Origin of the sequence: Pediococcus sp. M21F004, from assembly GCF_051122535.1 — a bacterium.
Taxonomy (GTDB): Bacteria; Bacillota; Bacilli; order Lactobacillales; family Lactobacillaceae; genus Pediococcus; species Pediococcus inopinatus.
In genome coordinates this window covers 1,187,656-1,203,427 of the sequence record NZ_CP177314.1, presented here as the reverse complement: position 1 = coordinate 1,203,427, position 15,772 = coordinate 1,187,656, and the positions used below count along the sequence as shown (strand labels likewise).

9 protein-coding genes are annotated in these 15,772 nt (G+C 40.4%); 5 read left to right on the top strand and 4 right to left on the bottom strand.

Annotated elements, in window-relative coordinates:
- Positions 1-19: 19 nt before the first annotated feature.
- The 4 genes from ACLHK8_RS06225 to ACLHK8_RS06210 form a co-directional block, all read right to left on the bottom strand.
- A complete protein-coding gene (locus tag ACLHK8_RS06225; protein ID WP_063697342.1) occupies positions 20-727 on the bottom strand; it encodes an EAL domain-containing protein in 708 nt (235 codons plus the stop codon).
- A gap of 301 nt (positions 728-1,028) precedes the next feature.
- Positions 1,029-1,724, bottom strand: coding sequence for an EAL domain-containing protein (locus ACLHK8_RS06220; RefSeq protein WP_057773110.1), 696 nt, complete (start codon positions 1,722-1,724; stop codon positions 1,029-1,031).
- Between the two features lie 179 nt (positions 1,725-1,903).
- Positions 1,904-2,383, bottom strand: a complete 480-nt coding sequence (locus tag ACLHK8_RS06215; protein WP_231908592.1) for a GGDEF domain-containing protein — start codon at positions 2,381-2,383, stop codon at positions 1,904-1,906.
- Positions 2,376-3,101: a hypothetical protein gene (locus ACLHK8_RS06210; RefSeq protein WP_063697337.1), complete on the bottom strand. Its 726-nt coding sequence runs from the start codon at positions 3,099-3,101 to the stop codon at positions 2,376-2,378. Before ACLHK8_RS06210 ends, ACLHK8_RS06215 begins: the two co-directional genes overlap by 8 nt.
- A 644-nt stretch (positions 3,102-3,745) precedes the next feature.
- On the opposite strand from ACLHK8_RS06210, the gene ACLHK8_RS06205 reads away from it, so the two are divergent.
- The 5 genes from ACLHK8_RS06205 (at position 3,746) to ACLHK8_RS06185 (ending at position 15,733) form a co-directional block, all read left to right on the top strand.
- Positions 3,746-4,732, top strand: coding sequence for a choloylglycine hydrolase family protein (locus ACLHK8_RS06205; protein ID WP_057773114.1), 987 nt, complete (start codon positions 3,746-3,748; stop codon positions 4,730-4,732).
- 142 nt (positions 4,733-4,874) lie between these two features.
- Entirely contained in the window at positions 4,875-5,576 is a 702-nt protein-coding gene (locus ACLHK8_RS06200) for an ABC transporter ATP-binding protein (protein ID WP_063697356.1), read from the top strand.
- Between the two features lie 12 nt (positions 5,577-5,588).
- Complete coding sequence (locus ACLHK8_RS06195; RefSeq protein ID WP_082854840.1) at positions 5,589-8,153, top strand: ABC transporter permease; 2,565 nt, start codon at positions 5,589-5,591, stop codon at positions 8,151-8,153.
- 19 nt (positions 8,154-8,172) lie between these two features.
- Positions 8,173-8,733: a TetR/AcrR family transcriptional regulator gene (locus ACLHK8_RS06190; protein WP_057773118.1), complete on the top strand. Its 561-nt coding sequence runs from the start codon at positions 8,173-8,175 to the stop codon at positions 8,731-8,733.
- Between the two features lie 277 nt (positions 8,734-9,010).
- Entirely contained in the window at positions 9,011-15,733 is a 6,723-nt protein-coding gene (locus ACLHK8_RS06185; RefSeq protein WP_269451345.1) for a MucBP domain-containing protein, read from the top strand.
- Positions 15,734-15,772: the final 39 nt, after the last annotated feature.

The following is a 15,772-nucleotide window of genomic DNA, read 5'->3' as shown; positions in this document are numbered from 1 at the left end:
GTCAGATGTCGTTTTTTAATTAGTTTTTATTGAAAGGAAGAACGGTATTAGCAGCTGGGTCGCTTGCTGCTGGTAAATAAACTGGATGACCTAATGCAAAACCTTGTAACATATCAACTTGAAAATCTTTTAATAAAAGGAGATCATCTTTTGACTCAATCCCTTCAACTGTAAGCAACTTGTGTTTTTTTTGTGCTTGGGCATTCCAAAAAGTTAGTTGGGGGATGAGTTGATCCATCATTTTGTTTGCCCGAAAGTTTTGAATGGCAAATTTGTATTCTTGAACAAACGGATCAAGGGCCTCAATACGTTTAAGTTGATTGTTTCCAAAACCCACGTCATCGATGATCAAGCCGATACCATTATCGTAAAAACATTTAGCAGCTTTGTAGATTTGGTCTTCAGTCACCAGCGTGGGACTGGAATGCTCTGTCAATTCGACAGTCAGAGTGACGGGTAAAAGTTGATTTCTGATTGCTTGTAAAGCTTCACAAAAATTAAGATCTACAAATTGTTCGGGATCCAAATTAATAGAAATGTTTTTAAATTCACTTGCCATTAATGGGGCCGTTTGAACGAGAAGTTGAGCAATCTGTTGAGCTGGAAACCGATTGAAATCATTCGGAAAAGTCCATCCGTCAGCGGTTTTTTCGCGTAGAAAAAGCTCGTAGCCAATTGGTTGTAATGGATGTAGCAGAAATTTTGGTTGTCCCCAAAAGCGAATCATGGTAGCTCCTCCAATTTAGATCTGATATTTTTTTTAAAGCAAGTGTTCATTTTGTACAAGTTAAATAGTGTAAAAACATAGATCTATATCGACATAATTTTAGCACAATGGTTTAAAAGTACAATAGAAAATCGGATCCTTATTAGCAATCGGGACTATAAAAGATGCTTAATCATCATTTTATGGGGCAATAAGCATTTTTATGTAACGTGAACAGAAAATAACAAAAATCTAAACTTAGTAAGCTCTCCTTTAATAGATACGTAAAAATTGAGGGCAGTTTTTAAATAGCGGCAAACTTTTAACAGTGAACGAGACTTTTTTCCGAGTCGCCTTTAATTGGCAGAAGGACCGGGCGACCTAAAGTATAGCCCTGAAGCATATCAGCTTGGTAGTCAGAAAGGGTCAACAAGTCTTTTTTAGATTCCACTCCTTCAATAGTGAATACTTTATTGTTTGTTCGTGCTAAATCACACCAAAAGGATAGTTTAGGCACAATAGCTTCGAGTGATTCTCCGGGCCGAAAATTTTGAACGGCAAATTTATATTCGTTAACATAATTATTTAAAAGTTTGACGCGCTTGAGTTGATTGTCACCAGAGCCCACATCATCTAAAATAACGGCAAAATTTGCGTCAGTATAGCGTTTGGTGGCGGCAAGCAGGATTTGGTCTGGGATGGGGGTGTCGCTTGGGTGCTCAGTCAATTCAATCGATAAGTGACGACACGAAATTTCGTTTTGAATTGAAACGAATGTTTGACAAAATTGTGGATCGATAAACTGATCAATATCAAGATTAACAGAAAGACTTTTCATGTTATGTGGCAGTGCGGGCGCTGTTTGGATGAGTAGATTAGCGATTTGGCTAGCGGTAAACTTGCTAAAATCACTTGGTACTTCCCACTCGGTCATGGAACCCTCACGCAAGAAAAGTTCGTAACCCACAGGTTCTAGTGGATCACGTGAAAACTTAGGTTGTCCCCAGAATCTTAGCAATATAAAGTCTCCTTCCAAATTTAAAAATAAAAAAGACCCGTACTTGACTTTCTCAAGTATGGGTCGTGTGCAATGTAGAAACATTGACTGAGCTTTTTTATTTAGTTTGTAATATCTAACTTATTCAGTGTACCACGGAAAGTAAGAGAAACAAAAAAATTCAATAGATATTAATAATTTTAATCATGCTTGATTGCTGTGTTAGGTGTCCGTGGATCGGTGATTGTTTCAGGATCTGAAACAGAGACACTGTCCCGCCCTTTACCTTTGGAATGGTATAACATTTGATCAGTGCGTTCATATAACAGATTTTGGGTAATATCGGATTTTTGAAGTGCAGAAACTCCTACAGAAATGGTGATATGAAGATTTTCATTGTCATTAATTTTAAAGGCTGTCTTGCGAATCTCGGACTGCAGCTGATAACTGAATGTTGCTGCCTCGGCTAACGTAACATCAGGTAAGAGAATATTAAATTCTTCGCCACCCACGCGGTAAGCCTCAGCCTGGGGGACGGTTTTTACTTTATCAGCCGTGATCTTACTAACGGCTTTCAAAACGGCATTGCCAGCTAAATGGCCGTGTTGGTCGTTGACACGTTTAAAATGATCGATATCGAAAGCAATCATGGTGAACGGCTGGTCTGAGTCCTTAAAAATTGATAAATGCCTCTGTAAAATCTTTTTGAAATATCGAATAATTTTTCAATTTAGTTAGTGGGTCGGTTGTCGCTTGCTGGGTTAAACTTGTCAGATAGTCGTTTTCGCTATTTAATCGGGTCAGACCGTAGTATAGGAAAAAATTCATAACGACAAAGGTAATCCAGTAATACCAAGATGTAGTGACGGTAACGTCATTGAAGTAGCGGACGCGGATAAAGTGAAAAATTACCCAAAACCCTCCCACCACAATATCAAGCAGGCCAATCAAAATTAACTGGTGCAGCTGGAAACGACGAACCGCATACACGATGATGTTAACAAACAAGTAAATTACGGCAGTCGCGAGGATAAAATCAATGGTGCCAATTGTGAATCCCCAAAAGAAGGCTCGCGCAAGAAAGCTTGATACAATCACGATTAAGCTAGTCCGTTGACCTAAGAAGATAATGACGTAGAATAGCAGCAACAATCGAAAATCAACAAATGCCACATCTTGATTTGTATGGGCTGCGGCATATTCAAAATACACACCTAGGATAGAAAAATAAACCACGCTTAAAACTGATAAGCGTCCGACTAAATAATTGATAGGTTTTTCTTGTTCCGTTGAATGGTTGACCATTGAGCGAGCAAGTAATTGAAAAAATAAGATAATGCCAAGGGTGACAAAAATCCCAGTGAATAACGGGGAAAGTAGCCATTCATGTTGGGTCAAATAAATTCATCTCTTAACTAAAATAATCTGGACGATTGCAATAAAATGGAAAATATAACTCTGAACCCCGTTATATGTTAACGGATACAAAGAAAGACTGATTAATTATACCAAAAAAGATAAGAAGAACAAAGACATTTAAGTGAATTAGGTAATTAAGGATAGGCTGAGTGATGAATTTTAGCCTATATTTGGATTGGACAATAAATAGAGGTACAAAAAAGCAACCATCATAGTAGTCGGGATGGTTGCTGGTAAGCACTATATTAAATAGTGCGGCGTGTTTTAGCACGCATCAGACAATTGTCTGATAAGATTTGGCACCTTATGGGCTAGTTTAACACAAGTTAGAGGATTTTGAAAATCAAAAAAACGCTTTGCATGGGGCAAGTTTTAGTCGGTAGTTCCGCTAATTAGATTTTATTCAACTTTTTATTTGCTTTTAGTTTCGTTCCGGCGCTGATGTGGGGCCGTGTGGGTCGCTTATGACAAATCGCCACACGCGCTCATCAACGTCGCCACTTCACGTGTTAATTTCTACATACAAGAAACATTTCTAAAAAAATTTCATATTGAATTGGATTTTTAATCAGAATATACTAATCCTAAGTTTAAATAATCTACTAATAGGATGTGACGCGCTGATGTGTACAAGTGTAATGTATCAAAATGCCAAAGGAAATTGGTTTTTAGCACGAACAATGGACTTCTCATTTGAATTAGATGGTCGTCCAGTTGTAATTCCCCGCAACTTTCATTTCCAAAGTGATGCTAACGAAGCGGGCTTTGATACAAAACTGGGCTTTGGCGTTGCTGGACGTAACTTAAACGGCTATATCCTAGTTGATGGGGTAAACGAGGCCGGAGTTGGGGCTGCTACCCTTTACTTTGACGGATTGGCAAAATTTGCGGATCAACGCGAACACGGAAAAACTGATTTAGCTCCTCATGAAGTTATTAACTGGATTCTTGGAAATATAACAAGTGTAGCTGACTTAAAAGAAAAAATTAACGATGTAAACATTGTGGCCATCGCCAACGACTTGTTTAAAATTGTTGTTCCTTTGCACTGGATTGTGGGTGATAAGTCTGGTGCTTGTGTCGTGTTGGAACAGGATAAGGAAGGGATGCATGTCATGGATGATCCCGCTAAAGTGATGACCAACAGTCCTGATTTTCAATGGCATTTAAAGAATTTGAATAATTATGTGCAATTAAAGCCCACGTCACACAGTGCCAAAGCATACGGTGAATTTAAATCAGATGCCTATGGATTGGGCAGTGGTGCGTTAGGTTTGCCTGGAGATTACACATCTGTTTCCCGGTTTGTGCGAGCGGCGTTTATTCGCGAAAATACGGATAAGGCTGACACGACAGGTGGCTCGATTAATGCGCTATCGCATATTTTAAATAGTGTAGAGATTCCTAAAGGGGTTAAGGCTGATAATGAGGGCGGTTGTGATTATTCGCAATATCGTGGGTATATGAGTTTGGATGAAGGCGCCTATTACATGCAACCTTATGATGACCAAACGATTACGCGAGTGGCACTCACCCCTGAAGTTTTGAATGCCAGTGAACCTACAGAGTATCCACTACAGAAACAACAACAATTTAATTCAGTAAATTAATTTAAAACCCGATTTGGAGAAGCCGAGACACGGTTTGCTGCCAAATCGGGCTTTTTATTTTCCTTAAGATTAATTATAGTAAGATTTTAAATGCTATAATTCAATTAACAGCAAAATCAGACTAGAGAGGACGTTTTTGGAAATGGCGTTTATTACATTAAAAGATGAAACGAAACGATACACTATGGAAAGTAATACAATTGTGGCAAATGATAAAGTCAGTTTTGACATCGATGAGGGCGAGTTGGTCATTATTTTAGGCGAATCTGGAGCTGGAAAATCGACGGTCTTAAATATGTTGGGCGGGATGGATCATCCAACGGAAGGCAGCATCTTAATTGATGGCCAAGACATTGCTACTTATACTGAACGTCAATTAACTGAGTATCGGCGCACCATGGTGGGGTTTGTTTTCCAGTTTTACAACTTGATTCCCAATTTAACTGCGCGTGAAAATGTTGAGTTGGCTAGTCAGGTGACTTCTGATGCATTAGATGTGGATGAGACACTAAAACACGTTGGCTTGGATAAACGGATGGCTAACTTTCCAGCTCAATTATCTGGTGGTGAACAGCAGCGGGTGGCGATTGCCCGAGCACTAGCCAAGAATCCCAAATTATTGCTATGCGATGAACCGACTGGGGCCTTAGATTACCACACGGGAAAACAAATTTTGAAATTGCTACAGGATACCGCGCGTAAAACGCATCGGACCGTTTTGATTGTGACGCATAATTCAATGATCGCTCCTATGGCTGATAAGGTCATTCATTTAAAGGATGCCCAGGTCAAAGGGATTGAACGTAATGAGCCTCCTACCCCTGTTGAAAACATTGAATGGTAGGTGGCGGAAATAATGAATCGAACTTATTTTAAAGCCACTGTGCGTGAGATTACCCAATCGATGGGAAAATTCATTTCAATCGTACTGATTATTTTGTTAGGATCATTGCTCTATGTGGGCATTCGCGGGGTTGGCCCTGATTTGAATCAATCTGCCAATCATTATTTTCAACAACAAAAGTTGAGTGACGTCAAAGTTAGCTCAACAATGGGTTTAACGAACAGCGATTTAACTTCAATTAAGCAAAACAAAAACGTTAAGCATGCAGTGGCCAGCCATATGGTCACGCTGCAAAAGAGTCGTAATCAGGTTGTCAGTGTATACAATTATCAAAAACAGACAAAACTTGATAAATTAAAGCTGGTAAGTGGCAAACTGCCAGTCAAAAATAACCAAATTGTTTTGGACAATAAGGCTAAAGAAAATGGCTACCAGCTTGGAGACACTTATCGGTTACCGAAAAATACGAATCTCAACCGGCGTAGTTTTAAAATTGTCGGTTTTGTAAACTCGCCTCAATTTGTCAGCAGCACGGACCGCGGGACCACAAATTTAGGTAGCGGTACGGTTGATTATTTTGCGTACGTACCTAACACGGCATTTAGCCAAAAGGAATATGCCTCGATTGCAGTACAGTTTAAAAACGCTAACCACTATGCGGCCGGGACAGATGCCTATAATAACCAGGTTGATCGTCAAAAAGCGGATTTAAAATCAGATTTAAGTGGTCGGCCACGTGCACGCCAAAAACAACTGCAAAATAAGGCACAGAAAAAATTAGATCAACAAACTACTAAAATTGAAAAACAAGAAAAAGAGTTGGCGAAAGTGCCAAGTGGTTATCAAACGGCCAAAACAAAGGCAGCAAAACAAGAACTTGCTGCTGGCAAGAAAAAGATTACGGCGTCTGAAGTTCAGATTAAGCAAATTGCCAAGCCAACTTATTTATATAACGATCGAACAATGAATCCGGGCTATCAAGATTACTTTGACGAATCTCATAGTATTGCCGCAATCGCAATTATTTTCCCAGGGTTCTTCCTGTTCATTGCGATTTTAATTACCTTTTCCACAATTTCACGGATGGTGGAGAAAAACCGGCGTGAAGTTGGCCTTATGCGGGCGCTTGGTTATACCAAACGTGAAATCGCGATGAAATATATCGTCTATACATTGTTAGCTGGAATTCTTGGTGCCGGACTTGGCGGGGTGCTTGGGATGCTGACTTTGCCACAATTTGTTTTCAGTTTGCTCAGCAATAATAATCTAACTGAGTTTGTGGGTGTAATTCCATGGTCCTACCTTGCACAAACGATGGCGGCGGGATTAATCGCCACCTTAGGCAGTGCGTTGATCGTCTTAACCATCAATTTACGAGAAGCTCCGACGAATTTGATGCGAGAACGGGCGCCTAAAGCTGGTAAACGAATTCTGTTAGAACGAATTAAACCACTCTGGTCGCGACTTAGCTTTAATCAAAAGGTCAGTTATCGAAATCTCTTCCGTTACAAAGGAAGAATGATCATGACAATTGTCGGGATTGCTGGGTGTACTGGTTTAATTTTGACAGGATTTGGAATTCAAGATTCTGTGAACGATTTAGTCCCGACCCAATATGAAGACGTCCAGCATTTTCAAGCATTAGTGACGGTAGAAAAAGCCACCCAGAAAGTGCATGCGGCTAATATCTCGGCACAAAAATCTGTGATGGTAAAATCAATTACGGCCCGACCCACACACGGAACGGCCAACGATACGGTCACTTTAATGGTGCCGAAAACTACGTCTAATTTTGATAAGTATGTGACTTTGAAATCAGTCGCCACCAATAAAAAACTTCATTTGACTGATAGGGGCGTTATTCTATCCGAGAAACTGGCGACTGATATGAATGCTAAGGCAGGCAGTTCGGTCAATCTCCAAATTGGGGGTAAAAAAGTAACTGCAAAGGTTACGGGGGTTAACACCAATTATGCGGGGCACTGGCTCTACACCACGCAATCCTATTATAAAAAGTTAACCGGTAATTCGACTAAGGCTACAACACGTTTAATTAAAACTAGTCATACGAAAAAGGCCCAACGAGAAAAACTAAGTCGCCAATTATTAAAAGAGACCGGTGTTTTAAACGTCAGTTTTCCAAGGTATGCGGCTAGTTCACTGAGTACAGGTGGATTGGGATCAGTCGTCTTAATTATGATCGTCATGTCGGGAGCTTTAGCTTTGGTGGTGCTATATAACTTAACGAACATCAATATTTCCGAACGGCTTCGGGAATTAGCCACGATTAAAGTGCTTGGTTTTTACGATCGTGAAGTTACGGCCTATGTGGCACGAGAAAATGTGGTCTTTACCATCGCTGGAATTGTACTTGGTTGGGGAATTGGTTTGTTCTTACATCAATTCATTATGGTCAAAGCCCAAACGGGTAGTATTTTGTTTCCAATGACGATTCATTACCCAGGCTACATCTGGTCAGCGGTCATTACGGGATGTTTCAGTCTGTTTATCGGAATTTTGACCCATTATAAACTTAAACATATTGATATGCTGGATGCGTTGGCAGCTGGCGAGTAGTTGAGAGGGGATCTTTGATATGAAGGAAAAGCAACAGAAAATTTTTGATGCGGCTCAAAAAGATTTTCAAGAGTCCGGGTTTAAAGGAACCAACATTGCTGAAATTACACAACATGCAGGAGTTGCAGTGGGGACCTTTTATCGATTTTATGAATCAAAAGAAGAAGTTTTCTTTCAGGTTTATGCAGCAGAAAATGAGCGCGTAAAACAGGAAATAGTGACAACCAATGATCTTACTGAAGATCCTCGCACACTTTTTCCTAAAATAATGACGCAATTATTGGCAGACGTCAAAAATAGTTTGATTTTGCAGGACTGGTACACGAATCCAAAGTTAAAACGACTTATTAAAAATAATCCGAATCTGCAAGATGATTTTATGTGCCACACAGTTTCCCAATTAGTTAAGCAATGGCAAAAAGATGATCGCCTTAAATCAGGGCTATCCGAGAGTCGTGTGCATCAATTATTTGAGGCCTTAGTTGTTGTTGATAATCATCAAGATGAGTTACTAGATGGGGATTACGAGCAATTGCGAGAGGATTTGGTTCAAGGAATTTTAGATCGAATTTTGAAATAATTTTGAAACAATAATGAAGCGAGGTCAGAGAAATTCTGGCCTCGTTTTTTTGTTTTTAGATGTGGAATTTGGAGAGATAACGGTTTTTTACAAAATGGTAGTTTAGGAACATGTGAATGAAAAAGATAGCGCTCGTTTTACTATAAAGGTGATATAATAACTGTGTACATATAAATTAATAGTTCATGGTGCGAACCATAGACGGAAGAAAGGATGATTAACTATGCAAATTCAAAACAAAAAGCATCGTGCAAAATTGATCCATGATACAGGGTAAATTAAGCAACATTACAAAATGTATAAGACTACCAAAGGATGGCTTTTTGCAGGAATTGCATTACTCACTTTTGGAGCAAGTGTGACATTTGGATCATATACAGTTCAAGCAGATACCGATGTTTCAAGTGCAGAAAGTGAGAGCACAGTTGTGGCAAGTAGTGCTAGTTCCTCATCAGCAGCAAGTGCGAAATCCACCACTGCCGAATCCGCAAGCTCGTCGAGTGCTGTCTCCGATACTTCTTCAAATGCGTCTTCAGCGACTTTGAGCAGTTCAACATCAAGTTCAAGTTCGAGTAGCAGTGCGGCGTCTGATACGCCAAGTTCTGCGGTATCTAGTGCTAGTGGCTCATCTGAAACAGCAGATGATACAAGCTTGGCATCAGCTTCAGAAGGTAGCGGTGCTAGTTCCAAAAGCAGTGTAGCTAGTTCGGCTACTAGTGCTAGTAGAATTGCGCCAACAGCTGCAGACTTAACTAATACTTCAGTCCTATCCGAAGCAGTGGATGTCACAACTGCTGCAGCTTCAGTAGATCTGTCTGCTGATTCAGTAGGGTATGGCAGTACTGGTAATTTTAAGATCGACTTTAATTTTGCTGGTAATGCTGGGGATGTCTTCACTATTACAATTCCGGCTAATTCACCGGCTTATTCTCTAGATACTAATATAGAAGAATTACCGACTAGTCAGGGTACCACAAGCATCAAAAAAAACGCAGATGGTTCAACTACGATCACATATACTGTAAGTGACAATGCTGCACATATCGCTGAGTTTACTTTGAATGCTTATACCAATGAGTGGGGACCAGTTGCTGCACCGATGACCGAAATTGGCACAACATCTAAAAAGATTACTTATACAATTAATGGTGTTGCTCAAACGCCGGTTACATTCACACAAATAATTAAGCCTAGTGCTAACCCAACAGCACCAACTAGAACCAATCCCGATACGACAGTCACTTCAGTAATTCCTGATACAAACTATGTTTATGCTTTTGCCATTAATGAAGCGAATGGGGTTCATGATGATGGTTTCCCTTCTAAACAAGTGAATTCAGCAGATAATTATGGAGGAACCACGGTGACACTCCCAGTACCAACGGGTTTTGTCCTGAATGCATCTTTGACTAATCAGTTAAATGCTTTTACCGACGGAACAACCATTACACAACCCAATGGTGAAAGTGGTGACATTATAATTACAGTTCCTGCGGGATCAGGTAATCAAAATTACCAAGGTGGAGTAGGCTACAAAATTGCGGGCTTTTATGATGTGACTCAAACGAGTAGTAACCAAAAGTTAACTGCTTCGGGCCCAGCAACTCTAACGCAAATTATTAATGCCGCTGGAGATAAATTAACAGCAACGGCCGATGGTACTTGGACAGAAACTATTCGTGCCAGCGGTGATGATGGTAAAGATGGAAATACAAGTGCCAAGGTTTCAGCGGTTGGTAACAGTAGTACAACTCCTAATCAATTATTGTTGAATAGTGATGCATCTGATGATCCTACTTCGCTGAACAGTTTTACTTTTTCAACTATAAGTGCGTCTGACCTAACAGACGCAACAATTATAATTACAATCCCTGATGGTTTTGATGCTACGAGTGTCAAATTGCCAGCAGCTGGTGCAACAACTTCGTCCTACTTGCCCGGGACAACTTCTTACGGATATACGGTGACATTGGCGGATGGAACAGTTGAAACAGGTACTATTGCAGCTGGTGCTACCCTTACACCAACGGATAATTCGTCAATTCGGAAACTTGTGTTAACACCGAACTTTTTAGCAGCTGGTGCAAATAGTGGAAATATACTTGAAAAGGGTAGTCAAAAAATTGTGGTTTATGGAAAATTATCTGCTACCTATGACGATGGGACCGCTGTTTTAGCAGGCGACACTTTGACATCGACAATCGAAATTGCGTTTGGTTCGACAACTGAAACTGGAGGAATTGAGTTCACTAATGCAACTGGTACAGTGACACAAACGGTAGTTACAACTGGTGTAGCTAAAGTATCCGGCTATAAGCATCAAACAAGCCAGGTTCCTGGAAAAGTTGCTGGAACTATTTCGTTGTCTATGTCAGGGGATACTAATCAAACGGCAAATGCTGTTTATGAGCCAATTTATTATTTTGTGATTCCATCAGGTACAACTGTTTCAAACATTACAAATGTACCAGCAGGTGGAGTTATTTCCGAATTCCTAGCTGATAATGGCCAGGAAGTTGTAAAAATTGACTACACAGGGAGTGGTGTTTCGGTTACAACTCAAGAAACATATTTACTTTCTATTGAATTAACCAATAACGGGGATGCAATGCCCGGAGAGTATTCGTTTGCGATGTATGTTACTTCACCAACGACCCCTCTACAAAATAAAACCCCAGTTACAGATACGTCGTTTACCGATGGTGATGTCAATGCGCTGTCGTTCTATACTGATACTTGGAAGATTATCTCTGTATCATCAGTTTACGAAGCTTCAACAGCACAAGGGAATCAAGATACAACGGCGGTTAAAGATGGAACTTCACTTACCACCGAAGATTCGACCTTAATTTTTAACGATGCTATTCAGAATACAAGTAAAAAAGAAGCAACCAATGTTATTTCACTAATTAATTTACCTACAGTTGGGGATTCACAGGGTTCTCAATATACTTTTGATATGACAGGCGCAATTACTGTACCAGCTGGTGGAACAGTTTTGTATTCAACATCACAACAGACACCGCCGACTAGTGGACAACCAAGTACATCTGGCTACGTTACGGCAGACCAAATTTTGGATTGGTCGACAGTGCGATCGATTATTATCGAATTTGACTCAATTGCCAGCAATCAGACTACAGGACGAATCGCAATTGTTGGAACTACAGAAAACTTTGCAGATCAAGCCAACAAAACCGGTTATCTAGAAACAGCCCTTTATTCTGATGGATATATGCCAGTTGTGTCTGGAGCCGGGACCGCAGCGCAAATTACAATTATTGCCCCATCAACGGTTGAACTTAGTAAAGTAAGCTTCCCATATGACGGGAATACTAAAGCAAGTGAGGCCAGTGGATTAACTGCCAAGGTTACCTTATCAGATGGAACTAGCACAACTGTAAGCCTAGACAACTCAGATATTGTTCTTACGGTACCGGATGGTACTGATGCTGGTTCATATACGTATAAATTATCAGCTACAGGTTTGGCAAAGGTTAATGAAGTAGCCGGCACCGATACTTTAAGTAATCCAGACACTACTGGAACAATCATAATTACGGCCGCTGAAGTTAAGGCGAGCTTGAATAATGATGGTTTTGCATTTGATGGTGTAACAAAAGCTAGCGAAGATAAAGGCTTAATTGCTACAGTTGCTTTGAAGGATGGTACTACTAAAGAGGTCAGTTTAACAAGCGATGACATCGTAGTGGCTAACGACAGCACTAAAGGTGGCGAATATTCGTATACTTTGAGTGATACAGGTTTGGCAAAGGTTCAAACCGCTGTAGGAGACAATTATGTGGTTAATGCGACTGATGTGACCGGAACGATCACAATTGCATCACCACCGGCCGTGAGTTTGGGACAGGATAGCTTTGTGTACAATGGTACCAGCGCTAGTGGTGCAGATGATTTAAGTGTGGTGTTAGTAATGCCAGATGGAAGTCGTCAAACTTTAAAACTTACAAGTGGAGATATTACGGTAACTGATGACAGCGCAAATGTAGGTGAATATACGTATAAACTCAGCGCAGATGGATTAGCTCGACTGCAAGCAATTGTCGGAACAGAAACCATTACCAATCCTGACGCAACGGCCAAAATTACGATTACACCTGCCACATCAATAGTAGATCTAAATGACGTTTCGATTAACTATGATGGCACAACAAAAGCAAGTGATGCTACTGGTTTAACAGCTACAGCTACAGTGGTCACTGCCGATGGTGATTCTAAAGTTGTAGATTTAACTAGTGGAGATATTACGGCAACTGATGATGATACGGCGCCTGGCGATTACACATATACGCTTAATGATGCCGGTTTAGCGGCAGTACAAGCTGCGGTTGGTAGTAACTATACAGTAACAAATGCGACAGGCACTATTACTATTACAGCAATTAAAGCTAAAGTGACTCTGAATGATACAAGCTTTACGTATGATGGCACAACAAAAGCTAGTCAAGCTTCTGGTCTTACAGCAACGGTTGATGGAAAAGTTGTGGACTTAACAAGTGAAGATATTACGGTGGCAAATGATGGTACTAATGCGAATGGATATAAGTATAGTTTGAGTGCAACCGGTTTACAGAAGGTTCAATCTGCAGTTGGTAGTAACTATATTCTTAATTCAGATGGTGTGACCGGGACAATTACCATTGATAAAGCTAAGGTTACGATTACGGCACCAACACTTTTAAAGGATTATGATGGCAAACCATATGCTGGTGATACTTCAGCAACTATCAGCGATAAACCTGCAGCAGGCGTTGATTTACAATATTCATTAACAGATATTAGTGGAGATGTAAATCAAGGTACTTATCCAATTACTGTGACTGCGACGGATGCAGACAATCCTAATTATATAGTTTCAGTTGTTAATGGTAATTTAACGATTAAAGCAGCTGATACTTCTGTTGTGTTGAATCCCGGTGGTTTTTCATTTGATGGAACAACTAAAGCCAGTGAAGCAAACAATTTAACAGCAACAGTTAATGGACAAAAGGTAGATTTAACCAGTTCAGATATTGTTATGGTTACCAAAGATGGAACTGCAAGTGGTGATTATACTTACAGCTTGTCTGCAACAGGTTTGGCCAAAGTCCAAGCCGCCGCCGGAGACAACTACACGGTAAATGCTGATGCAACCGGGACAATTACAATTACACCAGTAGCTGCAAAAGTAACCTTTAAATTTATTGATGGACAAGGTAATAAAATTAAGGCCGATCAAATTGTGGATGGCAACGTGGGGGATGCGTACAGTTTAACTGCACCAAATATCCCAGGCTATGCGTTTGAATCATCAGATGAACCATTAAGTGGGACGATTACCGGTAATGAAACAATCACGCTCGTTTATAAAAACGGGACTGTGGCAGAAGAAACACCTGCCAAAGTAACCTTCAAGTTTGTTGACGAGAACGGAAATACAATTAAATCTGATCAAGTGCTGAATGGTTACGTAGGAAATGCTTATGACCTAACTGCGCCTGATATTGACGGCTATGCGTTTGCATCATCAGACGAACCATTAAATGGCAAGATTACCGGTGATGAAACAATTACGCTCGTTTATAAGAACGGAACTGTGGCAACAGAAACACCTGCCAAAGTAACCTTTAAGTTTGTCGATGAAAATGGAAACACAATCAAATCAGATCAAGTGCTGAACGGTTACGTAGGAAATGCATACGATCTAACGGCACCTAATATTGATGGCTATGCATTTGCCTCATCAGACGAACCGTTAAACGGTAAGATTACCGGTGATGAAACAATTACACTTGTTTATAAGAACGGAACTGTGGCAACAGAAACACCCGCAAAAGTAACCTTCAAGTTTGTCGATGAGAATGGAAACACGATCAAATCTGACCAAGTGCTGAATGGTTACGTAGGAAATGCATACGACCTAACGGCACCAAATATTGACGGCTATGCATTTGCCTCATCAGATGAACCACTAAACGGTAAGATTACCGGCGATGAAACAATCACGTTGGTTTATAAGAATGGGACAGTGGCAACAGAAACACCCGCAAAAGTAACCTTTAAGTTTGTCGATGAAAATGGAAACACAATCAAATCAGATCAAGTGCTGAACGGTTACGTAGGAAATGCCTATGACCTAACTGCGCCAACAATTGCGGGTTATGTGTTTGCCTCATCAGACGAACCATTAAACGGCAAAATTACTGGTGACAACACAATTACGTTAGTCTATAAGCATGGTGAAGTGGCAGAAGAAACACCTGCAAAAGTAACCTTTAAGTTTGTTGATGAGAATGGAAACACGATCAAATCTGACCAAGTACTGAATGGTTTTGTAGGAAATGCATACGACCTAACAGCACCTAATATTGACGGCTATGCGTTTGAATCATCAGATGAACCATTAGACGGTAAGATTACCGGTGATGAAACAATTACACTTGTTTATAAGAGTGGGACAGTGGCCACAGAAACACCTGCAAAGGTAACCTTCAAGTTTGTTGACGAGAATGGAAACACGATCAAATCTGACCAAGTACTGAATGGTTACGTAGGAAATGCTTATGATATGACAGCACCTACAATTTCAGGTTATACCTTCTTAAACGCAGATGGCTTACTTTCAGGAACAATTACTGGAAATGCAACCGTTACACTAATCTACAAGTCTAAGACTTCACTACCTAATGGTGGTGGCAATGGCGGAGATGGTACCGGAACAACGCCGGGAAAGACACCTGATAACTCGGGAGATAACGGGAGTACCAATACTGTTTCTGGACATAAATCTAATGGTTCAGTTGAAAAAACCAGCTTTAGTACTAACGCAACTGCTCAACCACAAACCAGAGCAGCACTTGCCCAAACCAAGACTCAGGCAAAACGCTTACCACAAACTGGGGACAGCCAAGTTAATCCTTTGGCGATTATTGGGATGAGCCTGATGGCGACATTCTTCGGGTTGTTTGGAATTAAACGAAAGAAACATGAACAAGACTAGATAAATATCGCAATTTAAGCGTAAAGAAGCCACCAAACA